Origin of the sequence: Paracoccus wurundjeri (assembly GCF_030678915.1) — a bacterium.
In the GTDB taxonomy this organism is placed as follows: Bacteria; Pseudomonadota; Alphaproteobacteria; order Rhodobacterales; family Rhodobacteraceae; genus Paracoccus; species Paracoccus onubensis_A.
Genome location: NZ_JAUUTZ010000008.1, coordinates 70133 through 92280, shown reverse-complemented (window position 1 = coordinate 92280; position 22148 = coordinate 70133). Strand labels below are relative to the sequence as shown.

General features: G+C 60.5%; 23 protein-coding genes. 11 read left to right on the top strand and 12 right to left on the bottom strand.

The window, feature by feature from the left end:
• Positions 1-39: 39 nt before the first annotated feature.
• Complete coding sequence (lexA, locus tag Q0601_RS09885; RefSeq protein ID WP_305289656.1) at positions 40-765, top strand: transcriptional repressor LexA; 726 nt, start codon at positions 40-42, stop codon at positions 763-765.
• A 6-nt stretch (positions 766-771) separates the two neighbouring features.
• Here lexA and hemC read toward each other — a convergent pair whose 3' ends face one another.
• Complete coding sequence (gene hemC, locus Q0601_RS09880; RefSeq protein WP_305289655.1) at positions 772-1713, bottom strand: hydroxymethylbilane synthase; 942 nt, start codon at positions 1711-1713, stop codon at positions 772-774.
• Positions 1714-1785: 72 nt separating this feature from the next.
• Between hemC and hemE the strand changes: the two genes are divergently transcribed.
• A complete protein-coding gene (gene hemE, locus Q0601_RS09875) occupies positions 1786-2817 on the top strand; it encodes a uroporphyrinogen decarboxylase (RefSeq protein WP_305289654.1) in 1032 nt (343 codons plus the stop codon).
• The gene (locus Q0601_RS09870) at positions 2814-3698 is read left to right on the top strand and encodes a DMT family transporter (RefSeq protein ID WP_305289652.1); all 885 of its coding nucleotides are present in this window, start codon (positions 2814-2816) and stop codon (positions 3696-3698) included. Before hemE ends, Q0601_RS09870 begins: the two co-directional genes overlap by 4 nt.
• Positions 3699-3727: 29 nt before the next feature.
• Here Q0601_RS09870 and Q0601_RS09865 read toward each other — a convergent pair whose 3' ends face one another.
• A complete protein-coding gene (locus Q0601_RS09865; RefSeq protein ID WP_305289650.1) occupies positions 3728-4201 on the bottom strand; it encodes a GNAT family N-acetyltransferase in 474 nt (157 codons plus the stop codon).
• A gap of 54 nt (positions 4202-4255) precedes the next feature.
• On the opposite strand from Q0601_RS09865, the gene Q0601_RS09860 reads away from it, so the two are divergent.
• Entirely contained in the window at positions 4256-5050 is a 795-nt protein-coding gene (locus Q0601_RS09860; protein WP_370656117.1) for an AzlC family ABC transporter permease, read from the top strand.
• Between the two features lie 5 nt (positions 5051-5055).
• The gene (locus tag Q0601_RS09855) at positions 5056-5388 is read left to right on the top strand and encodes an AzlD domain-containing protein (protein WP_305289648.1); all 333 of its coding nucleotides are present in this window, start codon (positions 5056-5058) and stop codon (positions 5386-5388) included.
• Here the strand turns inward: Q0601_RS09855 and Q0601_RS09850 are convergent.
• The 5 genes from Q0601_RS09850 to Q0601_RS09830 form a co-directional block, all read right to left on the bottom strand.
• Complete coding sequence (locus tag Q0601_RS09850) at positions 5373-5999, bottom strand: hypothetical protein (protein ID WP_305289646.1); 627 nt, start codon at positions 5997-5999, stop codon at positions 5373-5375. The genes Q0601_RS09855 and Q0601_RS09850 overlap by 16 nt on opposite strands.
• A 21-nt stretch (positions 6000-6020) precedes the next feature.
• Positions 6021-6173 carry an aa3-type cytochrome c oxidase subunit IV gene (locus tag Q0601_RS09845; protein WP_305289644.1) on the bottom strand — a complete coding sequence of 51 codons (153 nt, stop codon included), beginning with the start codon at positions 6171-6173 and terminating at the stop codon, positions 6021-6023.
• Between the two features lie 57 nt (positions 6174-6230).
• Entirely contained in the window at positions 6231-7253 is a 1023-nt protein-coding gene (locus tag Q0601_RS09840; protein ID WP_370656116.1) for an MBL fold metallo-hydrolase, read from the bottom strand.
• On the bottom strand, positions 7250-8947 hold the full coding sequence (locus Q0601_RS09835) for an acyl-CoA dehydrogenase family protein (RefSeq protein WP_305289643.1): 1698 nt from the start codon (positions 8945-8947) through the stop codon (positions 7250-7252). The genes Q0601_RS09840 and Q0601_RS09835 overlap by 4 nt, the downstream gene beginning before the upstream one ends.
• Positions 8948-9131: 184 nt before the next feature.
• A complete protein-coding gene (locus tag Q0601_RS09830) occupies positions 9132-10559 on the bottom strand; it encodes a Glu/Leu/Phe/Val family dehydrogenase (RefSeq protein ID WP_305289641.1) in 1428 nt (475 codons plus the stop codon).
• Positions 10560-10779: 220 nt separating this feature from the next.
• Here Q0601_RS09830 and Q0601_RS09825 point away from each other — a divergent pair, with 220 nt between their 5' ends.
• The 3 genes from Q0601_RS09825 to Q0601_RS09815 all read left to right on the top strand — a co-directional run bounded on the left by Q0601_RS09825 (position 10780) and on the right by Q0601_RS09815 (position 12205).
• Positions 10780-11460: a TetR/AcrR family transcriptional regulator gene (locus Q0601_RS09825; protein WP_305289637.1), complete on the top strand. Its 681-nt coding sequence runs from the start codon at positions 10780-10782 to the stop codon at positions 11458-11460.
• 107 nt (positions 11461-11567) lie between these two features.
• Entirely contained in the window at positions 11568-11915 is a 348-nt protein-coding gene (locus Q0601_RS09820) for an I78 family peptidase inhibitor (protein WP_305289635.1), read from the top strand.
• Between the two features lie 2 nt (positions 11916-11917).
• Positions 11918-12205: an I78 family peptidase inhibitor gene (locus tag Q0601_RS09815; protein ID WP_305289633.1), complete on the top strand. Its 288-nt coding sequence runs from the start codon at positions 11918-11920 to the stop codon at positions 12203-12205.
• 46 nt (positions 12206-12251) lie between these two features.
• Here Q0601_RS09815 and Q0601_RS09810 read toward each other — a convergent pair whose 3' ends face one another.
• The 4 genes from Q0601_RS09810 to Q0601_RS09795 all read right to left on the bottom strand — a co-directional run bounded on the left by Q0601_RS09810 (position 12252) and on the right by Q0601_RS09795 (position 18246).
• Positions 12252-14618 carry an ATP-dependent helicase gene (locus Q0601_RS09810; protein ID WP_305289631.1) on the bottom strand — a complete coding sequence of 789 codons (2367 nt, stop codon included), beginning with the start codon at positions 14616-14618 and terminating at the stop codon, positions 12252-12254.
• Between the two features lie 79 nt (positions 14619-14697).
• Positions 14698-15504, bottom strand: coding sequence for a hypothetical protein (locus Q0601_RS09805; protein ID WP_305289629.1), 807 nt, complete (start codon positions 15502-15504; stop codon positions 14698-14700).
• On the bottom strand, positions 15497-17053 hold the full coding sequence (locus Q0601_RS09800; protein WP_305289627.1) for an acyl-CoA synthetase: 1557 nt from the start codon (positions 17051-17053) through the stop codon (positions 15497-15499). The genes Q0601_RS09805 and Q0601_RS09800 overlap by 8 nt, the downstream gene beginning before the upstream one ends.
• Complete coding sequence (locus Q0601_RS09795; protein ID WP_305289625.1) at positions 17050-18246, bottom strand: acetyl-CoA acetyltransferase; 1197 nt, start codon at positions 18244-18246, stop codon at positions 17050-17052. Before Q0601_RS09795 ends, Q0601_RS09800 begins: the two co-directional genes overlap by 4 nt.
• Before the next feature lie 86 nt (positions 18247-18332).
• Between Q0601_RS09795 and Q0601_RS09790 the strand changes: the two genes are divergently transcribed.
• The 3 genes from Q0601_RS09790 to Q0601_RS09780 are packed head-to-tail and all read left to right on the top strand — an operon-like array spanning position 18333 to position 21091.
• On the top strand, positions 18333-19319 hold the full coding sequence (locus Q0601_RS09790) for a DctP family TRAP transporter solute-binding subunit (protein ID WP_305289623.1): 987 nt from the start codon (positions 18333-18335) through the stop codon (positions 19317-19319).
• Positions 19320-19796, top strand: a complete 477-nt coding sequence (locus Q0601_RS09785) for a TRAP transporter small permease (RefSeq protein WP_305289621.1) — start codon at positions 19320-19322, stop codon at positions 19794-19796.
• Positions 19793-21091, top strand: coding sequence for a TRAP transporter large permease (locus Q0601_RS09780; RefSeq protein WP_305289619.1), 1299 nt, complete (start codon positions 19793-19795; stop codon positions 21089-21091). The genes Q0601_RS09785 and Q0601_RS09780 overlap by 4 nt, the downstream gene beginning before the upstream one ends.
• Here the strand turns inward: Q0601_RS09780 and Q0601_RS09775 are convergent.
• Positions 21088-22074 carry an LLM class flavin-dependent oxidoreductase gene (locus Q0601_RS09775; RefSeq protein ID WP_305289617.1) on the bottom strand — a complete coding sequence of 329 codons (987 nt, stop codon included), beginning with the start codon at positions 22072-22074 and terminating at the stop codon, positions 21088-21090. The two genes, Q0601_RS09780 and Q0601_RS09775, sit on opposite strands and share 4 nt — an antisense overlap.
• Between the last annotated feature and the right edge of the window lie 74 nt (positions 22075-22148).

The window sequence follows — 22148 nt, the reverse complement described above, 5'->3', positions numbered from 1 at the left end:
TAGAACATTAGAAGAACACTTGTTGCATGAGGCAAGGATATGCTGACGAAAAAACAGATTCAGCTTCTGGAATTCATCAGTCGCAGAATGGCGCGGGATGGTGTGCCGCCGTCATTCGATGAGATGAAGGAAGCGCTTGATCTGCGCTCGAAATCCGGCATTCACCGCCTTGTCACCGCATTGGAGGAACGCGGCTTCATCCGCCGCCTGCCGCACCGGGCCCGCGCGCTTGAAATCCTCCGCCTGCCCGATACGCTGGCGCAAGCCGACAGAAACGGCTCTTCCGGCAGCTTTTCTCCCAGAGTCATCGACAATCCGCGCCCGAAACGCAGCAACGATGCCATGCAACCCGACAATGCCATGCAAATTACGAGCAGTTCCGCAATGGAATTACCCTTGATGGGCAGGATCGCGGCCGGTGTCCCGATAGAGGCGATCTCGGAAATATCGCATCACATCTCGGTCCCGGACAGCATGCTGTCCGGAAATGGCGAACATTACGCACTTGAGGTCAAGGGCGACTCGATGATCGAGGCTGGCATTAACGATGGCGATATCGTCGTGATACGCCAGCAGGATCGGGTCGAGAATGGCGATATCGTCGTAGCCCTGATCGATGGGGCGGAAGCCACGCTGAAGCGGTTCCGCCGCAAAGGCAAGATGATTGCGCTCGAAGCCGCCAATCCTGCCTATGAAACCCGTATTCTGCGTGAAGATGCCGTCAAGGTGCAGGGACGGCTGGTCGGTCTGATCCGTAATTATTAGACCGACTTACAGGTGATCGAAAAACCCCTGCCCTGCACGGGTCAGCAATTCTTCCGCGAGATCCCGACCCATTGCCGGACCATCGGCAATCTCACCCTCACGCGTTCCGGCAAGCGCCTGTGACCCATCCGGCCGCAGGATTTCGCCCCGCAGCGAAAGGCGCGTACCCTGCAATTCGGCATATCCCGCGATTGGCGTCTGACATGAGCCGTCCAGGCGCGCAAGAAAGGCGCGCTCTGCCGCGACACGCTGAGCGGTTTCGACATCATTGACCGGGCGCAGCAATGCCGCGATCCCGTCGTCATCTGAACGCCGCTCGATACCGATGGCGCCCTGAGCGACAGCGGGCAGCATCTCTGCCGGATCGATGGGACTGCGCGCAACATGCAGCATGTCCAGACGGGACAATCCCGCCATCGCCAGGAATGTCGCCACCGCCACGCCATCTTCAAGCTTCTGAAGCCGGGTCTGCACATTTCCGCGAAACTCGACCAGGCGCAGATCGGGCCGCCGATGCGCAAGTTGCGCCCGTCGCCGCAAACTGGACGAACCGACCACGGCGCCTTCCGGCAATTCCACAATCGAGCCAACATGCGGGCTGACAAAGGCGTCTCGCGCATCCTCGCGCGGCAGCAGGCAATCGATAACCATGCCGTCGGGCTGAACCGTCGGCATATCCTTCATCGAATGCACGGCGATATCGATCCCGCCTTCGGCTAATGCCTCTTCGATTTCCTTTGTAAACAGACCTTTACCGCCTATTTCCTTCAAGGGACGGTCAGTCACACGATCACCGGTCGTGCGGATCACGACGATCTCGAAAGCCTCGGCGGGAAGGTCATGCGCGGCCATCACCCGCGCCCGCAACTCATAAGCCTGGGCAAGTGCGAGCTTCGAGCCTCTGGTGCCGATCTTGAGCGGGCGGTCAGGGTCAGGAAAATTCTTCATGCACGTGACTTATCCGCCCCTGCATCGCTTGACAATGCCTGCCCTCTGGCCATGAAAGAGGCAGGAGGCACCATGACCAAACTCTTGCTGCGCGCCTTGGCGGGCGAAACCTTACCCACCCCACCGATCTGGATGATGCGTCAGGCCGGGCGTTATCTGCCCGAATATCGCGCTACCCGTGCAAAAGCGGGTGATTTCCTGTCGCTTTGCTACACGCCGGAACTAGCGGCCGAGGTGACCTTGCAACCGCTGCGCCGGTTCGATTTCGACGCGGCGATCCTGTTTGCCGATATTCTGCTTCTTCCACAAGCGCTGGGATCAGAGCTGTGGTTCGTCACGGGCGAAGGTCCGCGCCTTTCCACGATCACCACACGCGCTCAGGTAGATGCATTGAAACCCGGCGATGCAATACACGAGCGTCTCTCACCAATTTACGAAACGATCCGGATATTGGCCGGTGAGTTGCCCAAGGAAACCACATTAATCGGCTTCGCCGGAGCCCCGTGGACCGTGGCCACCTATATGATCGCCGGACGTGGAACGCCGGATCAAGGTCCCGCGCATGACTTCAAGACCGCGGACCGCGCCGCATTCTCGGCATTAATCGACCGGATCACAGAGGCTACCATTCTCTATCTTTCCGCCCAGATCGAGGCTGGCGCCGAAGTGATCAAGCTTTTCGATAGCTGGGCCGGAAGTCTGCGCGACGAGAATGACCGCCATGAATTCGCGATAGAGCCGACCCGGAGAATTGTCTCCGCCCTGAAAACCCGTCATCCGGGCATCCCCGTCATCGCCTTCCCGCGCGGTCTGGGTGAAGGCTACAGGGGATTTGCGCAGGCAACCGGCGCGGATTGCGTTGCGCTGGACAATTCGGTTAGCCCGGACTGGGCCGCCCGGCATCTGCAATGCGACAGCTGCGTGCAGGGCAATCTCGACCCGCAATTGTTGATCACCGGTGGCGACGCGCTAATTTCCGAGGCCGGCCGCATCACCCGCGCATTGCGGAATGGACCGCATATCTTCAATCTGGGTCACGGTATCACACCCGATGCCGACCCCGATAATGTCACGCGCATGATCGAAGCCGTTCGCGGCGCATGATCTGGGTCGCGGCCACATTGATCGCAGCGGTTGCCCAAACCGCACGGAATGCCGCGCAGGCGGGACTGGGTGGCCGGATCGGCACGATTGGCGCAACTTCGGTCCGGTTCATTTTCGGATTTCCCTTCGCCGCGCTGTTCCTGTTGCTGTTAACGCCCTTTACCGATCTGCCTCCGCTGAATGCCACGGCGATCGGTTTCACCGCAATGGGCGCAGGGGCACAGATCGGGGCGACCGCCTTCATGCTGTTAACCATGCGCGGGCAAAATTTCGGCGTTGCGACCGCCCTGATGAAGACCGAACCGGTCACCCTTGCACTGATCGGAATCCTTATCCTGAACGAGCCGATGGGGCCGGTCAGTCTTGCAGCAATCGGCCTTGCCACGCTTGGCGTGATGCTGAGTTCGGGCGCGCGCTGGTCCCGGGCCGGGCTGATCCCGGTGGTGAACGGTATTACCGCAGGTGCCTTGTTTGGCCTGTCGGCCATCGGGTTCCGGGGCGCTTTACTGACCCTGCCCGAGGGCAGTTTTTTCGTTCATGCCTTGACCATCCTGGTCCTGACATTGGGTCTGCAATCCTCGATAACTCTGGCTTGGATGCTGATCGCGGATCGTCGGGCATTACGGGGAATCATGGGTGAATGGCGGGTTTCGCTTGCGGCGGGCGGATTGGGCGCCTTTGCCTCGCTATTCTGGTTCATCGGTTTCGCCCTGACCCCGGCCGCGAATGTCCGGACACTGGCTTTGATCGAGGTGGTTTTCGCACAAATCGTTTCTGGCCGCTTTTTGCACGAATCGACCGGGCGCATCCAATTGATTGGGATGGCCTTGATTGCCGCCGGCGTGGGTTGGCTTTTGGTCCTGACGGCGACAGGAGGCTGAACAGGGAACCGGCTTCCCGGAAAACGATCTCAGACCTGCTTTCGCAGGACAACCACCCGTCCGGACCAGGGCCAGCCATACCAGCCCCGCGTCTCTTCGACGAACCCCAACCGTTGATAGAATGCCAATGCCGATCGGTTGCGAAGCACGACTTCCGCCCGTAATCCGGGACGGCAACGATGGCGGGCCTCGATTTCCGCGGCGGCGACAAGAGCGCGGCCATATCCGCGGCGCCTGTGCCGCACAACAATACCGTCAAGAACCAGATCCGAGGTCGGCGGCGCAGGCCGGAACAAAATCCGGGACAGCGGCGGGGGCGTCGTCAGAAAACCTCCCTTATCATCGCGGAGGCCGACAACGCCTTCAAGCCCGTCCGAACTTATCACCACGATGGCATTTTCCGGGCAGACCCGCAGCTTGCCGCGACGATGACCAAAAGCACTGTGCCAAAGCCCTGCGGCTTCGGGTAATATCGTCTCAGGGATCGGAGCGTAAATTTTCATCGGATGCTTGCCTCTCCCTGCACATCATGCAAGCAAGAGGCCCACACGCAAGTGATGGATATCCGCTTCATGTCGCCCTCACCAGCCCCACGCCCCCAGCAGCAGCAAGCCGCAGCCGACCCGGCAGATATACGCGCCCTGGCCCGCAGTCCGGCGCAGGCATTCCGATACGCCATGGTGCAAAGCGTGCCCATGTTGATCGTGATCGTCCCGTTTGCGCTTCTGTTCGGCGTGGTGGCACGCGAAGCCGGGATCGATATTGCGCAGGTAATGGGCTTTTCGGTTCTGGTGCTTGCAGGAGCATCGCAATTCACCGCCGTTCAGCTTTTGTCGGATAATGCCCCGGTCTGGATCGTGATCCTGTCGGGTTTGGCCGTCAATCTGCGGATGGCGATGTATTCCGCATCCCTTGTGCCCTGGTTCCGGGGCACGTCCGGCGCGCAAAAAGCCTGGATCGCCTATACATTGATCGATCAAAGCTATGCCCTGTCGATCCAGCATTATGAACGTCATCCCAAACTGACGCTTTCCCAGCGGATTGCCTATTTCTCGGGAACCGCCGTGGCGATATGCGTCCCGTGGATGCTCGCAAGCTGGGTGGGTGCGGTTCTTGGCAGTGTCATTCCAGACGATATCGCACTGGATTTCGCGATGCCGATCACCTTCCTGGCCATGATCGCACCGATGCTGCGCAGCGCGGCCCATCTTGCGGCCTGTTTCGTCGCAATCGTTGCCTCCCTCGCCTTTGCGGGCCTGCCATCGGGACTGGGCCTGATGCTGGCGGCTCCACTTGGAATGGCCACGGGTGCGGTGGTCGAGGTGCTGACCGAAAAACGGAAAAGGGCGTAAGCGGGATGGAGAATGCTTCTGATCTGACCATCTGGCTCGTAATCCTGATCCTGGGAACAGGCACGTTCCTGATTCGCTGGTCGTTCCTTGGCGCGCTGGGGGATCGGGAGTTACCGCAATGGATCATGCGCATGCTGCGCTATACCCCCGTAGCCGTGCTGCCCGCCCTGTCTGCTCCGCTGGTGATGTGGCCCGCCGCCACCGGAGGCCAGCCCGATCTGGCGCGGCTAAGTGCCGCTGCCGTGACCATGCTGATCGGCATGCTTACCAGAAATATCATCCTCGCCATTCTGGGAGGCGCAGCCACGCTGTTCGGAATGCTTTATCTTCTGGCGTAACCGGTAAACTCTCCGTTTTTCTGACGGATAAGCACATTATGGTTATTGGCGGGATCCCCGTCCATATGGCGCTTTGAGGTCACGCCCGGCAGCGTCATGAACCAGTTCCGCAGCTTGAGCGGAGAAAAGCCTGAAGGCGCATTCTCGAATCCCGGCAGCCCCCGCAGCACGGCACTTGTCTCTACTGCGCAGAAAGCCTTGTTGGCCGAGCCGTTCGCCTCGGCCCTGCGGATTGCAAGATCGGCAACCTCGCGTGAGACCGGCACACGTTCTTCCGCAACCCAATAGGTTTCGCGCGCGTGGTAATCTATGTAAAAATTCTTGAAATTGTCGGTAATCCCGTAAAGCACGTCATGCCGCTCGGGGATGGAGGGATGATTCCATGTACCGGCAGGATCATAGATGACCCGTTGACTGCCATTGATCATCAACGCGCTATGCCCGCCCTCGCCCCGCGGGATCCCGATCACGGTGAACAGCGTGATGGAAGGGGGCTCGTTAGATACGAAGCGCGCGGCTTTTACCGCTTCGGCGTCGTCCCACACATTATCGGCGCCGCAAGCTGCCAGTGCCGCGGGCAACGCAGCGGCGATAAAAACTCGTCTTTTCATGATCCGTCCTGTGCAGCCCGATCAGGCGTTTGTCAGTGCCAAGAAGATCAGCACCAGAATCGAGATGACGGCAGTCCAGGTGCTGACCCGGACAAAGCCCGCAAAGGTTTTCCTATGCTCGGTAATATCCATGCTGCCATGTTCGTGTTCGGTTACTTCGTGATGCGTGGCCATGCGCCTGCCCTCCGGTATTTGTCCTTGACACCCCGATAGCCGAAACTGCGCACGCTGTCACGCCCCCCAAAGCACGGCACCATCCCTTTCGCCGACCGCAAGGATCACATCCTTGCCACGCAAGTGATTGACATGCGCAACCGCTTCGGCAAGGGCAAGTCCGAATTCCGCTTCCCCGATCCTGCGCTTGAACAGGATGTCAAAGCATTCAACCACAGTTCGGGGCGATTTGCGCAATGCAATCTCCATCCGTTGCAACGCGCCGTGATGATTGTCGATCAGTTGGCGAAGACGTTCAGGTAGCCCGGTAAAGGGCAGCTTGTGCCCAGGAAGAACCAGATGCCGCTCTTCGGCCAGTGCCAGAAGACGGTAACAGCTTTCCAGCCATTCTCCGACCGGATCGGCATCGGGTTCGGTCGGATGAACGCCGAGATTGGGTGAGATAGAGGCCAGCAACTGATCGCCTCCGATCACCAGATCATCGTCCAGAGACCAGAAAGTCGCGTGGCAGGGCGCATGGCCATGTGCCATTTCCACCCGCCAGCGACGGCCCCCCAGGCGAATCTCCTGCCCCGCGACTAGCCGCGTAAAACCCGGAGGCAGCGGATGCACCATATCCGCGAAGTTGAAAGGGCGCTCGGCTGCGCGCTTTTCCCGAAGCTCAGCGGGCATGCCCGCATGCCGCCAGAACGCAATGGCCTGCGGCGTCGGGCTTTCCTGCCGGTCAAGCTGCAACATCCGGGCAGTCAGCCATGCCGTCCGACTCATCACCAGCCCGGCGCTGTGTTCCTGCACGAACCATCCGGCAAGGCCGATGTGATCCGGATGGTGATGGGTGCCGATAATCCGCAGGATCGGGCGGCCCGCAAGCGGGTCCGCCAGCAGCGATTGCCATATCCTGCGTGTTCGCCCGGTATCAAAACCGGTATCGACGATCGTCCAGCCATCCCCTTCGTCCAAAGCATAGACATTCACGTGATCCAGCGCCATGGGCAGGGGCAGGCGCAGCCATAGCACTCCGTCGGCAATCGCGATCGCCTCGCCTTCGGCGGGCGGATTTTCGAACGGGAATGCGATCACGCGCCCGACTGCCCCGTCAGCACATCATCGCCAAGATTGGCGAGATCCTCCAACCCGGCAAGCGCCTCGGTCAGGTCAGTGGCAAAATGCGGCAGGACGCGACGGATGAACACCCGGGCAAGGCCCACTTCCGCCTCACCCCCGGAACGTGCGGCAAGCAGGTGATAATATCCCCCCAGAACACGGGCGAAAGCCGTCAGATAAGGCGCGGCTCCGGCAAAACGCTGCGGTATTTCGCGTTCCAGCAAATCCTGCGTACCCTCGCGCAGGGTTTCGGCCGATTGCCAGACCTCATGCGCCAGATCGGGATGGTCGGCCTGTGCGGATTTTGCGCCATCGAGGATTTCGTCCAGAAGCCGCATGGCGGCCTCGCCCCCGTCGGCCAGTTTGCGGCCCACGAGATCCATGGCCTGAATACCGTTCGTGCCCTCATAAATCTGGGTGATGCGGACATCGCGCAGATACTGCGCCGCGCCGGTCTCCTCGATATAGCCCATGCCGCCATGAACCTGCACGGCAGCATCGGCGGCACGCAGGCCGGTATCGGTGCCGTAAGCTTTGGCGATCGGGGTCAGGAAGGCTGCACGCGCCGCGTGATCCGCCTCGCCCGTAGCGCGTTCAAGGTCAATCGCGGTCGCGCAGGCGAGCGCAATGCAACGGGCAGCAAAAAGTTCGGCCCGCGCCATAGCCAGCATACGGCGGACATCGGGATGCCGGATGATCGGCCCCATCTGGTTCCGCTCCTGCGCGTAAAGCGCAGCCTGCTGCAATGCCGCCTCGCCGACGCCGATGCCCTGCATGCCGACGCCCAGCCGGGCGCAGTTCATCATCGTGAACATAGCGGCCATGCCCTTATGCTCTTCCCCGATCAGCCAGCCCGTCGCACCCTCATAGCTCATGACACAGGTCGGGCTGCCATGGATGCCCAGCTTCTCCTCCAGGCCGACCACCCTGAGATCATTGGCAACGCCGGGATTGCCGTTTTCATCGGGGATGAATTTCGGCACCATGAACAGGCTGATACCCCGCGTGCCCTTGGCACCGTCGGGCAGACGCGCCAGCACGGCATGACAGATATTCTCCGTCATATCGCTGTCGCCCCATGTGATGAAGATCTTCTGCCCGGTGATCCTGTAGCTGCCGTCACCGTTCGGCTCGGCCCGGGTTGTCAATGCCCCGACATCGCTGCCCGCCCCCGGTTCGGTCAGGTTCATCGTACCCGACCATTCACCACTGATCAGCTTGGGCAGATAAAGCGCTTTCAACTCGTCGCTTGCGTGATGCTCAAGCGCCTCGATCTGGCCCTGTGTCAGAAGCGGGTTGAGTTGCAGCGACAGACAGGCCGCCGCCATCATCTCGGCCACGGCCATGTTGAGCGCCTGCGGCAGGCCCACACCCCCATATTCCGGATCTGCAGCCAGCCCGACCCAGCCACCCTCGGCGATTGCCCTGAAACCTTCGGCAAATCCGGGGGAGGACCGGACCTTGCCGTTTTCAAGTCGCGCCGGTGTCAGATCGCCATTGCGGTTCAACGGGGCAAGCACATTCGCTGCAAGTTTCCCCGCCTCTGTCAGGATCGCGTTCGCCGTATCGAACCCCGCTTCGGCGAAACGTTCCGTTCGAGCCACCTGATCATAAGGCACGACATGCCTCAGAATGAAATCGATCTGCCCGACTGGTGCGCAATAGCTCATCCGTTCCTCCCATGCAGAGCGCTGTTCCGGGGTCATATTACGAAGCGCCACACCGGTCACAACCAAAACCCCGCGTCACAATGGGAAACAAATTCCGTCCGGGCAGGATGACAGGAAGAACAAACGGCCAATGCCGCGCCGATCGCCGGCGCGGCATTGGCTTAGAGAGCCAGTCTCCGAAAGCTTACAGGCCCAGCGAGCCGTAAACGTTGGAAATTCTGCGGATGGCGACGACATACGCCGCTGTCCGCATGTCATCCACCTTGCTGTTATTGACCCAGACTTCCTTCATCTTGCCGAATGCCTCGCGCATCGTGTCGTCCAGCCCCGAGCGCACCAGTTCCAGCTCATCGGCACCGGTCAGGAACGCTTCCTTGAAGCCCTTGGACAAAGTCCAGTTCAGTCCGGTATCCGCCGACAGACGCTCCAGCTCTTCGACCAGCACGCGGGCACGAGCCTCTTCATGACGGCGTTCAAGCCTGCCCAGGCTGATCTGCGACAGGTTCTTGACCCATTCGAAATAGGACACCGTCACACCGCCCGAGTTTGCGTACATATCGGGGATAATAACCATCCCCTTATGCTTCAGTATCGCATCGGCATCCGCCGTCACCGGCCCGTTCGCAGCCTCGACGATGACCTTGGCCCTGATGCGATCCGCATTGTCGGCATGGATCACGCTTTCCACGGCGGCCGGAATCAGCACGTCGCACTCATCTTCAAGCGCGGCAAGGCCTTCCGGCCGGAAATCACCGCCGGTAAAGCCCCCGACTCCGCCGGTCGCCGCGATATGCGCCTTAAGCGCTCCGACATCCAGACCCCGAGGATTGCTGACAGCGCCGTCGCGTTCGATCACGGTCGTGATCAGTGCCTTGTCCTCTTGCGACAGGAACAGCGCGGCGTGATAGCCCACATTCCCCAGCCCCTGCACGACGATCCGCTTACCCGCCAATCCGCCTTCCAGCCCGGCGCGCTTCATCACATCATCATGGCGGAAAAACTCGCGCAGCGCATATTGCACGCCACGGCCCGTCGCCTCGACCCGGCCGTCGATCCCGCCCGCGGTGCGCGGTTTACCGGTCACGCAGGCCTTGGCGTTGATATCGTCGGGATGCAGGCGCTTATAGGCGTCTGCCATCCACGCCATCTCACGCTCGCCCGTGCCCATATCGGGAGCGGGCACGTTCTGGCTGGGCGAGATCAGGTTGCGGCGCGACAATTCATAGGTGAACCGACGGGTGATCCGCTCAAGCTCGTCCTCGTTCCATTCGCGCGGGTCGATGCGCAACCCGCCCTTCGAGCCGCCGAAAGGCACCTCGACCAGAGCGCATTTATAGGTCATCAGTGCGGCAAGCGCCTCGACCTCGTCCTGATTGACATCCATCGAATAGCGGATGCCGCCCTTGACCGGCTCCATATGTTCGGAATGGACCGAACGATAACCGGTAAAGGTCTGGATCTCGCCGCGCAGACGCACACCGAAACGAACCGTATAGGTGGAATTGCAAACGCGAATTTTTTCTTCCAACCCGGGTGGCAGAGACATCAACCCTGCGGCATGGGTGAACATCTTATCGACAGAATCACGAAATGACTTATGTTTAATGGCCATCGCGGGCTCCCTTTCACGTAAACGATTCGATAGATCCTGGGCGGGAGGCTACGAGAATGCTGTGACAGGTTCCACCGGCTTCCGCGAAGTTAGGTCAAATTTTAGGCAATTTTGAAATCATGGGCATTCCTTGCCGATTGGCCCGGCCTGTCGAAGCTGGCATGAAACCATCAGCTTCCCGAAACATTGTTATATTGATATTGCAGAAGAGACGGTTTGAATGATTGGTACAAAAAGACATGGAAACGCCGTATTCGGGCGTAAGGCGGATCAGGTACTGAATGGTGCCTGGCGCATATTTTTACGGGACGGGTATGCCGGTGCGGCGGTGGATGACATCGTGCGTTCGGCGGGCGTTTCGAAAGCGACCCTATATGCCTATTTTCCGGATAAGCGGCTATTGTTTGAAACCGCCATGCAGAATGTGCTGGGGGGGGATCGCACACAGCCCTTTGCAGATATCGGCAAGGACCTGCCTGCCGAAAAGGCTGTTCCGCGAATAACCGCCGCCATGACCGCATGGCTGAGATCGGATCGCGAAACCGACCTTTTCCGGATTGCCATCGGCGAGGCGAACCGCTTTCCCGATATCGCCGCAACTTATCACGAACGCATCGAAACGCTGCTGGAACAGCCTTTGCGCGATCACATTGACGGCTTCGTCAACCGGGGAGAACTGGTGGTTGATGACGTCGCACTGGCCGCCCGACAGTTGATCGGGCTCTGCGGGCTTACCTTCTATGATCGGGCGATATCCGGCCCCGCGCTGGAAACCGAGATGCCGGTCAAACGCACCGCCGAAACCGCCGCCACGATGTTTCTGCGCGCTTACGGAGCCGGGATCGACCAGCAATCCAGACAGCCGGACAAATCGGAAAACGGGGCAATGTCGTCACGCTAATGCAATATTGATCGTGGAACCGGTTCTCAACCCGCTTGCCGGATCGTATAATTCATGTTGTGATTCATAATAAACGCCCGTTCAGGCACACGAGGGAAACAGACAAGATGATCAAGACCGCGCTCCTGCCCGCTGTCGCCACAGCCATGATGCTTGCAGGCTGCATGCCGGCCCCGCAACCTGCCCCCGCCCCTGCGCCAGCAGCACCCGTGCCGACAGCCCCGCCACCTGTTGCCGGAGTCTCTGGCCTGGAAGAGCGTCAACCCGATCTGTGCGGTGCCAAGGAATATACGCAATATCTGTCGCAACCCGGCAGTGTCATCTCGACCATCGGACTGACCAAGGAATATCGTGTCGTCGAACATCGCGGGATCGAGCCTCAGGATTACGACCCGAACCGGATCGTCTTCCGCCTTGATGCCGCAGGCAATATCAACAATATCGATTGTGGATGAAAATGCGCCATCTCCTGATATTCCCGCTATTATCGGCAGCCGCTCTGGCTGCCTGCACACCACCCGAGGAAAGCTCGACCGCACCGGTGCTGGATCTGCCGCAAAGCTGTGGAGCTGACGAATTGCAGGGTCTGGTCGGGCAACCGCAATCGGTAGTGTCCTCACGGGAATTCGCACCGGGCACCCGCATTATCGGCCCCGAGGATCCGGTTACCGCAGATTATCGGGGGGACCGGCTGAATATCGAGATCGGGCCTGACGGCAATGTTGCCAAGGTCGCCTGCTTCTAACCCGCTCACGGGGGAACGCACGAAGGCTTTGGGCGGATAGCCCGATCTAGAACGGCACGTCCTGATCGCCGCCCGCAGGTTGAATATACGCGGCTTTGACGGTCTTGAAGCTGGTGCCGAACTGGATTGTAAGCGTATCTTCTGCGATTCCCATGATCTGCCCCTCGCCGAATTTCGCGTGGGATACCCGGTCGCCAACACTGAATTTCGCCGCAGCTTCGGAATCTATCGTCACCGCAGCAACTTTCGGTGTCCGCCGTTCTGATGCGCGAGCCTGCATCCGCTTCCATCCGGGCGAGTTATAGACATCCGCCCGCGCCGCCCGGTCATGCATATCGGTTCCGGCATTCGCGCCCGCAAAGGCCATTGCCGTTCCATAGCCGCCCCCGTACAGTCCGGGAGGCGTCAGAATCTCGATATGCGCCTCGGGCAATTCGTCAATAAAGCGCGACGGCATCTGGCTTTGCCATTGCCCGTAAAGCCGCCGGTTCCCCGCAAAACTGATGATCGCCAGCCGCTCGGCGCGGGTAATGCCGACATAGGCCAGCCGTCGCTCTTCTTCCAACCCTTTGGTGCCGTTCTCGTCCATGGCGCGTTGATTGGGGAAAAGCCCGTCCTCCCAGCCGGGCAGAAAGACAACGGGAAATTCCAGACCCTTGGCCGCGTGCAGGGTCATGATGCTGACTTCTTCGCCGCGATCGCCCTCGTCCCGGTCCATGACAAGCGCGATATGTTCAAGAAAACCCTGAAGATTGTCGAATTCCTCAAGCGCCTTGACCAGTTCCTTGAGATTGTCCAGCCGGCCGGGCGCATCCGGCGATTTGTCATTCTGCCACATGGCGGTATAGCCGGATTCGTCCAGTATCCGTTCGGCCAGTTCCACATGACTGGCATCAGGATCAAGCGCATCCACGCGCCATCGGTCGAACGAGGCAACGAATTCGCGCAGATTGGTCAAACCCTTGCCGCCAAGCTGCTTTTCCTCGACCACGATCCGGGCACCTTCCAGCAGCGGCACGCCATTCCGCCGCGCCGCCATCTGGATCACCTGCAAAGCCTTGTCACCCAGCCCTCGCTTCGGTGTATTCACGATCCGCTCGAATGCCAGATCGTCCGATGGGCTGACAGCCAGCCGGAAATAAGCCATGGCGTCGCGTATCTCGGCCCGTTCATAGAAGCGCGGCCCACCGATCACGCGATAAGGCAAGCCAATCGTCAGGAAGCGATCCTCGAAAGCCCGCATCTGATGACTGGCCCGCACCAAAATCGCAATCCCGTCAAGGTTAACCGCGCCCATTACGGCCCGGTGCCCGCCCTGAAACGCCTCTATCTCTTCGCCGATCCAGCGCGCCTCGGCCTCGCTGTCCCAATGGCCGATCAGGCGCACCTTTTCGCCCTGTTCCGCATCGGTCCACAGCGTCTTGCCAAGCCGCCCGCTATTCGCTTCGATCAATCCCGAGGCAGCACCAAGGATCTGCGGGGTCGAACGGTAGTTCTGCTCCAGCCGGATGACCTGAGCGCCGGGGAAATCCTGTTCGAAGCGCAGGATATTGCCGACCTCCGCCCCGCGCCAGCCATAGATCGACTGATCGTCGTCACCGACGCAGCAGATATTCCGGTGCCCCTGCGCCAACAGCCGCAACCACATATATTGCGCGACATTGGTATCCTGATACTCGTCCACCAATATATAACGGAACCGGTCCTGCCATTGCTTCAACACATCGGGATGCGCCTGAAACAGCCTCACGCAATGCATCAGCAGATCACCGAAATCGACGGCATTCAGGGTCAGCAACCGATCCTGATAGGCTGCGTAAAGCCGACCGCCCCAACCGTCGAAAGCCGCCATCTCACCCTTGGGCAGGTTCTCGGGCGTCAGGCCGCGGTTTTTCCAGCCATCGATCAGATGCGCCAATTGCCGCGCGGGCCAGCGTTTCTCATCAAGGTTTTCAGCTTGAATCAACTGCTTGAGCAGACGAATCTGATCATCCGTATCCAGAATGGTGAACGAAGGCTTCAAATGCAGCTCGCCATTGCCGATCAATTCGGCATGGCGGCGCAGCAGCTTGACACAGATCGAGTGGAAAGTACCCAGCCACGGCATCCCCTCGACCGTTTCGCCCAATAAGGCCCCGATCCGCGTTTTCATCTCGCGGGCGGCCTTGTTGGTGAATGTGACAGCCAGTATCTGCCCGGGCCGCGCCCGACCCAGTGTCAGCAAATGCGCGATCCGCGTCGTCAGTGCCCGCGTCTTGCCTGTACCGGCCCCGGCCAGCATCAGAACCGGACCGTCAAGCAGTTCGACAGCCGCCCGCTGAGCAGCGTTCAACCCGTCCAGATAAGGCGCGGGCCGCGCGGCTATGGCACGTTGCGACAAGGGAAGAGTATCGGAATCGTGGTTCTGCTCCATACCGTCACCATAGCCCTGTCATCGTCGCAAGAAAAGCCGATGTTCATAATTTGTTCATCACTTCGCGTCAAGCAGTAGGTCAGGTCTCGCGCAGCAGGATGATCTCTGCCGTGACACAAACGGGATTCGCGCCGGATTTCAGCAAACCTGCCGCGCGGATGCCGCCGATACCAACGATATCAATGGCGATTTCCGCTTCTGTGTCCGTCGCGATCCCGTTCGAGATCAGGAATTCAGAAGCATGGCTGTCCAGCAATGTACCATCGGCGAAACGGGCAGTGTTCAGGCTGCCGATGCCCTCGACCTGCGCACGCGACCAACCCAGTTTTCGGACGGCCTCCACGATACCGTCGCAAAGATCGACATGCGGAGCCAACCGTAGCAGGGCAGCATCCGCATAGCCATTCACACCGCCTTCCGGCTTGAACAGAGTAAAGGCCGTCTCTGCATCCTCGGACGCGATGAAACGCGCATCGGGAAACAGCATCGCACGGGCCTGAACCGGCCGGGTCAATCGAGAGGCATCCAGCAGCAGATGCCCCATCGTCTCGCCCCACAGCCCGTGACAATGCCCGAACGCCCTGCCCTCACGCCGTCCCCAGACGATACCGGCGCGATGCAGGGGCGTATCGGCGGCATCGCGGGGGGTGGAATACCACGCGCCATGCAAGCCATCCGTCGCCCGGTCGGGCAGAACGAAACGCAAATCGCCATGTCCATCCGCAAAACTGATCCATGCGCTGTCTGCGCCATTCAATGCCTCGGCAATCGCGGTCTCCAGCGGTATCCCGGCGGCCAGTGTCGCGACGCGCTCTTCCATCCGGGTGCCTGACAGCATCAGACGAGGACCATCCGCCGGGCCGGGATGGCGCAGCGATTCAGCCATTTCCGGCCCCGGCATCGCGGCGGATCAGTTCTTCACGCACCAGCTTCTTGGTGATCTTGCCATAGCCGGATTTCGGCAACTCCTCCCAGAACTCGAAACGGCGAGGCAATTTATACCGCGCCAGCCGCGAGCCCAGCCACTCCCCAAGCTCGGGCTGTCCGCCATCACGGGTCACGCAGATGGCGACGCCCACCTCGCCCCATTTCGGATCGGGCATGCCGACAACCGCGCATTCGGCAATGTCGGGATGCAGCAACAGCTTTTCCTCGATCTCGCGCGGATGGATATTCGAGCCACCCGAGATGAACATGTCGCTTTCGCGCCCGGTCAGGAAGAAAAAGCCCTGCTCGTCCATATGTCCCAGATCGCCGGTGCGGAACCAGCCGTTGCGGAAACTCTTGGCGTTGGCTTCGTCGTTGTTCCAGTAGCCCGCAAAAACCGCGCCGCCCGTCACGCAAAGCTCGCCAGTTTTGCCCAGAGGTAGCGGATTGCCGGCCTCATCCTGAACCTCGATCTGAATCCCGGTTCGCGGTATGCCGCAGGATCCCTCCAATGCCCAGCCCTCGCCCGTCTCGTGCAGACGCGCAGGCAGAACGGTGATGCAGCCCGTAACCTCACCCAGCCCGAAATACTGCACCAGAACCGGGCCAAGCTTTTCCAGCGCCCGGATCTGATCGGCACGATACATCGGCGCACCGGCATAGATGACATGGCGCAGGCTGGAATGATCGAATTCGTCCACCGCCGGATGCTCGGTCAGCAGTTTCACGATGGTCGGCACGGTGAACATGTTCGAGACGCGATATTCCTGCACCAGCCGCCAGATTTCCTGCGGATCAAAGCCGCCTTCGGGCAGGATCGAAGGGACCCCGCGCGCGACCTGCAACATCTGATGGATCCCGGCTCCGTGGCTTAGCGGGGCAACGACCAGCGAGGCGTCCTGTTCCGTCGTCCCGGGGATCAGGTCGGCAAGGTGATTGGCGATGACAAAGCCCATCTGGCCATGCGTCAACACCGCCGCCTTGGGTTTGCCGGTCGAGCCGGAGGTAAAGAACAGCCACGCCGGATCGTCACGCTCGACATCGGCGGCACGCAACGGGGATGTATCGAAACCCGCAAGTTCCGCGTCGATATCGGGGCCGAAATCCGCCTGCCCAATGGCCAGAACCGGCAAATCGCATATCGCCGCGTGATCGGGAAAATCCGCATGGCATATCAGTAGCTTCGGCTGGGTCAGTTCGACCATCCAACGCAGATCGTCCGGCGCGCCGCGGAAATTCGCCGGCACCCAGACCGCCCCCAGCTTGAGACTGGCCCACAGGCTTTCCCACATCTGGTTGTTATTGGGCGATTGTACCAGCACGCGGTCGCCCTTGCCGATTCCCCTTGATGCCAACAGCCGCGCCAGGGCATCGACGCGGGACCGCATCTGTTCCCAGCTCCACCGCTGCCCGCCATGGACCATCGCCGAATGATCCGGCAGGCGGCGGGCGGTCTGGTCCAGCAGATGCCCCAGATTCATCGTGCGGGTCGAATAGGGCAGGTTCATTTCACGCGCTCTAGGATGGAAAGGTAATTGGCGACCGCCACTCCTCCCATATTGAACACCCCGGCAAGCGTGGCCCCCGGTATCTGCATCCCCCCGGCCTCGCCCGTCAATTGCATCGCGGCCATGACATGCTGCGAAACGCCCGTCGCTCCGATGGGATGGCCCTTGGATTTCAACCCGCCGGACGGATTCACCGGCAGTTTTCCGTCCCGCGCAGTCAACCCTTCGGCAATCACCCTGCCCCCCTGTCCGCGTTCGGCCAGCCCCATCGCCTCGTATTCCAGCAATTCGGCGATGGTAAAGCAATCATGCGTCTCGACCAGTGACAAATCGTCCAGCGTCATGCCCGCCTGCTCCAGCCCCTCGGCCCATGCCCGCCGCGCACCCGCCAGTTCCAGCGGATCGCGGCGCGACAATGGCAAATAATCATTCGCCTGCCGCTGCGCCCGAAAGGCAATGGCACGGGATGCCTCGGCGGCGATATCGGGATGCGCGATCACAAGCGCCGCCGCACCGTCCGACACAAGCGAGCAATCGGTGCGCCGCAAGGGACCGGCGGCAATGGGGTTCTTTTCGCTGACCGTATTGCAGAAATCGAAACCGAAATCCTTCTGCATATGCGCATAGGGGTTCTGCGCACCATTCGCATGGTTCTTGGCCGCGATCATGGCCAGTTCACGCGATACATCGCCGTAACGCTGAAAATAGCTGTTCGCGATCCCGCCGAACACGCCTGCGAAACCGCCGGGCGTATCGCCCTCTTCCGCGCGGTAAGAGGCACCCAGCAGGATATCCCCGACCTCGGCCCCCGGCGTCGCGGTCATCTTTTCGGCGCCGACCACCAAAGCGACCTTGCCACGGCCCGAGCCGATGAAATCCAGTGCTGCCGTAATCGCCGCCGAGCCGGTCGCGCAGGCATTCTCGAGCCGCACCGCGGGCGTATGGGCCAGACCTTCCGCACCAAGTGCGACAAGCGCCGCCTCGAAGCCCTGTTTCTGAAAACCGCCATTGAAGACACCGGCGAAAATCCCGCCGACCTGTTCGGCCCCAATCCCCGCATGTTCCAGCGCGACCGACGTGACCTCGGCCATCAAAGCCTCGACATCCGCGGCTTCGGATTTGCCAAAGCGGCTATGCGCCCAGCCGATGATCTGCCCCTCTGGTGCGGGCGGCACAGTGATCTGGTCTGTCATGATCCCCTCCATCTTCTTGCCGAAACTTATTGCATGCCCCGGCCCGAGCCGTAAATATGCCGCAAATCGGAATCGGAGGAGAAGCCATGTTCACGAAATTCGCCCTTGGGCTGACCACTGCGCTTGCGCTTTGCCTGCCAGCCACCGCGGAAACCCTGCGCCTGTCGCATAATACCGGCGACACCACCACATGGCAGCAGGGCGCAGATAAATTCGCCGAACTTCTGGCTGCGGAAACCGGCGACGAATACGAGGTGCGGGTTTTTCCGAATGCTCAGCTTTCCGGCGGCGATCAGATGAAGCAGGCCGAGATGACCGGGCGCGGCGCAATCGATTTCGTGCTGACCTCGGCCATCAATGTCACGCCGCTTGCCCCGGAAATGGCGGCATTCTCGCTGCCTTACCTCTATCCCGATTACGAAGCCGTCGACCGCACCACGGCCGGCAAGGCAGGCGACAAGATGGAAGAGATTATGGAGGCGCATGGCATCCATATTCTTGCGTGGGGCGAGAACGGCTTCCGCGAAGTCACCAATTCCAAACACCCGATCAAAGCGCCTTCCGATATGCAGGGTCTAAAGATGCGCGTCGCGGGTCCGATGTATATCGACGTGATGAACGATCTTGGCGCCAATCCGCAGCAAATGCAGTGGACCGAGACATTCCCGGCACTACAGCAAGGCGTCGTGGACGGTCAGGAAAACCCCATCGGCGCGGTGATCATCCCGCAACGGGTCTATGAGGTTCAGAAATACATCACGGCGTGGCATTACAGCTATGATCCGCTGTTCCTGGGTATCTCGAAGGCGAAATGGGACGGTCTGGACGACGACACCAAGGCAAAATTCCAGAAGGCCGCCGATGAGGCGATGCAATACCAGATCGAGATCAGCCGCAAGGCGACGGCCGAAGGGCTGGAATTCCTGAAAGAGCAGGGCATGGAAGTCTATGAACCGACGCCCGAGGAACTCGTGGCCTTCAAGGAAGCCACCCAGCCAAGCTTCGACAAATGGGCCGGGCAGATCGGCGAGGATATCGTCGAGCTCTTCACCGAAGAAGCGAACGCGCAGTAAATGCGCATCCTCGATCAGTTCGAAAAAATCGTCTGCGCAGCGCTGCTGCTGTTCATGGCAATCCTGGGCTTCGCCAATGTGGTTGTCCGCTACGGCACCAATAAATCGCTGGCCGCGACCGAGGAATTGCTGACCGGAGGTTTCGTCCTGCTGACCGTCTTCGGTGCCGCAATTGCAGCGCGGCGGGGTGAGCATCTGGCCGTCGAACTGATCTCTGATATGCTGCCCGCACCCTTGCGGCGGGTGGTCATTGTCATTGCCGCGCTGCTGTCGGTCGTACTGCTGACGGCATCGGTCTGGTTCTGCTGGCAACTGGTGCTGAATCAGATGGGGAACGGCATGCGCAGCTATGCGCTCGGCCTGCCTCTGTGGTGGTATTCCGCCGCGCTTCCTCTTGGTTTCGCGCTTGTGCTGTTCCGCTATATTCAGGCCGTATGGGGTACGATCTCCGGGCGGAACGGGAAGGCAGCAGAATGATTGATATCGGTGCCGGCAGCCTGATGGTCGGGCTTTTCGTCCTGTTCCTGATCCTGCGGGTTCCGGTGGCTTTCGCGCTTGGCCTGTCGGCGCTGGCAGCCATGTGGAAGCTTGGCTTCGGACTTGATCTCGTCGGCGATCTGCTGACGGCGGGCATCGGAAAATTCTCGCTGCTGGCGATCCCGTTCTTCATCCTTGCCGGCAACCTGATGGGCCGTCTGGGAATAGCCGACCGGATGATCCGCTTCTTTCGTGTGCTAGTCGGAGGGCTACCGGGCGGCATGGGTCTTGTCGGCACCGTGGTCTGCCTGTTCTGGGGTGCGGTCAGCGGCTCAGGCCCGGCCTCGGTCGCCGCCATCGGGCCGATGATCATCCGCTCTATGGAAGATGATGGTTATACCCGCGCATTCGCCGCCGGACTGGTCTGCACCGGCGCGGCCCTCTCCATCGTCATCCCTCCTTCGATCGGGCTGGTGATCTATGGCGTGCTGGCCGAGACCTCGATCGCGGATCTGTTCATCGCCGCGATCATTCCGGGCCTCGTCTGCGGTGCCCTGATGCTGGTCGCCCTGCCCTTCGGTCGCGGCAATCCATCCTCTACCCGTGATCTTGTGCCCGATCCCTATCCCGGCCTGTCATATGGAGCGGCGCTGTGGCGCAGCTTTCTGGACAGTTTCTGGGGCCTGATGACCCCTGTGGTAATCCTTGGCGGCATCTATTCCGGCATCTTCACGCCGACCGAGGCCGCCATCGTCGCCTCGGTCTACGCCCTTGCCGTTGGCGGGTTGATCTATCGGACACTCAACCTGCGCAGCTTGTACAACTGCCTTGTCGACAGCGCCTCGGGTTCTGCAGTGGTCATGCTGGTGGTCGCCTATGCGGGGCTGTTCGGCTGGGTGGTTACGGTAGACGATTTGATCGGGCAATATTCCGGCACATTGCTGGGCCTGTCCGATAACCAATGGGTGATCCTTGCCGTAATCATGCTGGTCCTGTTGATCGCAGGCATGTTCATGGATGCGGTGACAATCATGTTCATCTGCCTGCCCATCTTCCTGCCGGTGATGCGCGAGTTGCAATGGGATCCGATCTGGTTTGGCGTTCTGGTCATGGTCAATCTGGCCATAGGGCTGATCACCCCTCCGGTCGGGATCAACCTCTATGTCGCCGCCAATATCACCCGCCTGCCGCTAGAGCGCATCGCGCGGGGCGCCCTTCCCTTCCTGCTGACCAGCGTTATCGGCCTGTTGGTGATCGCGGCATTTCCGGGTCTGACGCGGGTGATGCTGCCTTAAAGGCCCCGCATCACCTCGGCCGCGATCTCGAAACTGCGCAGCCGTGCCTGTTGATCATGAATCTGGCCGGTCAGGATAACCTCGTCGGGGCGGTGCGCATCGATCAGTGCGGCCAGTTGCTCTTTCACCTGCGCCGGATTACCCACAGCCGTAATCCGCAAAGCCTGATCGACCATGCGGCGCATCTGGGGGCTGATTTCCGCGTCCAGATCGCGGGTCGGTCGCGGCAGTTTGCCCGGTTTCCCGGTGCGCAACCGCGCGAATGCAAGCTGCATCGAACTGCGCAGATAATGCGCCTCTTCCGCATCATCGGCAGCGAATACATTGATCGCAATCATCAGCCTTGGCTTCTCGCCCCATTGGGTCTGCTGAAACCGGTCATGATAGATCGCCAGGGCCTGCTCCATATCCCCGGGCGCAAAATGGCTTGCAAAAGCATAGGGCAGGCCCAGATGCGCGGCAAGCTGCGCCCCGAACAGGCTGCTGCCCAGAATCCAGATCGGAACATGCGTTCCCTCGCCGGGCAAGGCTCGGACCGGTGCGTTCGGGCGCGCGGGTCCTAAATAATCCAGCAATTCCACCACATCCTGCGGGAAACTGTCCGCCATCGGATCACGCCGAAGCGCCCGGATCACCGCACCATCCCCTCCCGGCGCGCGCCCAAGCCCCAGATCGATCCGATCGGGAAATATCGTCGCCAGTGTTCCGAAATTCTCGGCCACGGTCAGCGGCGCATGGTTCGGCAGCATGATGCCTCCGGCCCCCACACGCATCCGTTCGGTCGCCTGTGCGATCAGCGAGATCAGCACCGCGGTCGCCGCGCTGGCTATACCGGGCATGTTGTGATGCTCGGCCAGCCAATAACGCCGATAGCCCCAGCCTTCGGCATGACGGGCAAGATCGATACTGTTGGAGATTGCGTCCGCAGCCTCGGAACCTTCGGGCACCGGCGACAGATCAAGAAGGGAATATGGAATGCTCATATTCCCGAATTATGCTGCCCCCAAACGAATACAAGGGCTGAGATTGCAGATTCTGCATCTCTCTTCTTCTTCAC

Excerpts from the sequence above, each read along its gene's own strand:
- Q0601_RS09825 (WP_305289637.1), top strand. The coding sequence starts at position 10,780 with ATGATTGGTACAAAAAGACATGGAAACGCCGTATTCGGGCGTAAGGCG.
- Q0601_RS09790 (WP_305289623.1), top strand. The coding sequence starts at position 18,333 with ATGTTCACGAAATTCGCCCTTGGGCTGACCACTGCGCTTGCGCTTTGC.
- Q0601_RS09865 (WP_305289650.1), bottom strand. The coding sequence starts at position 4,201 with ATGAAAATTTACGCTCCGATCCCTGAGACGATATTACCCGAAGCCGCA.
- Q0601_RS09845 (WP_305289644.1), bottom strand. The coding sequence starts at position 6,173 with ATGGCCACGCATCACGAAGTAACCGAACACGAACATGGCAGCATGGAT.
- Q0601_RS09870 (WP_305289652.1), top strand. The coding sequence starts at position 2,814 with ATGATCTGGGTCGCGGCCACATTGATCGCAGCGGTTGCCCAAACCGCA.
- Q0601_RS09820 (WP_305289635.1), top strand. The coding sequence starts at position 11,568 with ATGATCAAGACCGCGCTCCTGCCCGCTGTCGCCACAGCCATGATGCTT.
- Q0601_RS09805 (WP_305289629.1), bottom strand. The coding sequence starts at position 15,504 with ATGGCTGAATCGCTGCGCCATCCCGGCCCGGCGGATGGTCCTCGTCTG.
- Q0601_RS09815 (WP_305289633.1), top strand. The coding sequence starts at position 11,918 with ATGCGCCATCTCCTGATATTCCCGCTATTATCGGCAGCCGCTCTGGCT.
- Q0601_RS09835 (WP_305289643.1), bottom strand. The coding sequence starts at position 8,947 with ATGAGCTATTGCGCACCAGTCGGGCAGATCGATTTCATTCTGAGGCAT.
- Q0601_RS09775 (WP_305289617.1), bottom strand. The coding sequence starts at position 22,074 with ATGAGCATTCCATATTCCCTTCTTGATCTGTCGCCGGTGCCCGAAGGT.
- Q0601_RS09830 (WP_305289641.1), bottom strand. The coding sequence starts at position 10,559 with ATGGCCATTAAACATAAGTCATTTCGTGATTCTGTCGATAAGATGTTC.
- Q0601_RS09800 (WP_305289627.1), bottom strand. The coding sequence starts at position 17,053 with ATGAACCTGCCCTATTCGACCCGCACGATGAATCTGGGGCATCTGCTG.
- Q0601_RS09785 (WP_305289621.1), top strand. The coding sequence starts at position 19,320 with ATGCGCATCCTCGATCAGTTCGAAAAAATCGTCTGCGCAGCGCTGCTG.
- Q0601_RS09795 (WP_305289625.1), bottom strand. The coding sequence starts at position 18,246 with ATGACAGACCAGATCACTGTGCCGCCCGCACCAGAGGGGCAGATCATC.
- Q0601_RS09780 (WP_305289619.1), top strand. The coding sequence starts at position 19,793 with ATGATTGATATCGGTGCCGGCAGCCTGATGGTCGGGCTTTTCGTCCTG.
- Q0601_RS09855 (WP_305289648.1), top strand. The coding sequence starts at position 5,056 with ATGGAGAATGCTTCTGATCTGACCATCTGGCTCGTAATCCTGATCCTG.
- hemC (WP_305289655.1), bottom strand. The coding sequence starts at position 1,713 with ATGAAGAATTTTCCTGACCCTGACCGCCCGCTCAAGATCGGCACCAGA.
- lexA (WP_305289656.1), top strand. The coding sequence starts at position 40 with ATGCTGACGAAAAAACAGATTCAGCTTCTGGAATTCATCAGTCGCAGA.
- Q0601_RS09850 (WP_305289646.1), bottom strand. The coding sequence starts at position 5,999 with ATGAAAAGACGAGTTTTTATCGCCGCTGCGTTGCCCGCGGCACTGGCA.
- hemE (WP_305289654.1), top strand. The coding sequence starts at position 1,786 with ATGACCAAACTCTTGCTGCGCGCCTTGGCGGGCGAAACCTTACCCACC.
- Q0601_RS09810 (WP_305289631.1), bottom strand. The coding sequence starts at position 14,618 with ATGGAGCAGAACCACGATTCCGATACTCTTCCCTTGTCGCAACGTGCC.
- Q0601_RS09860 (WP_370656117.1), top strand. The coding sequence starts at position 4,256 with ATGGATATCCGCTTCATGTCGCCCTCACCAGCCCCACGCCCCCAGCAG.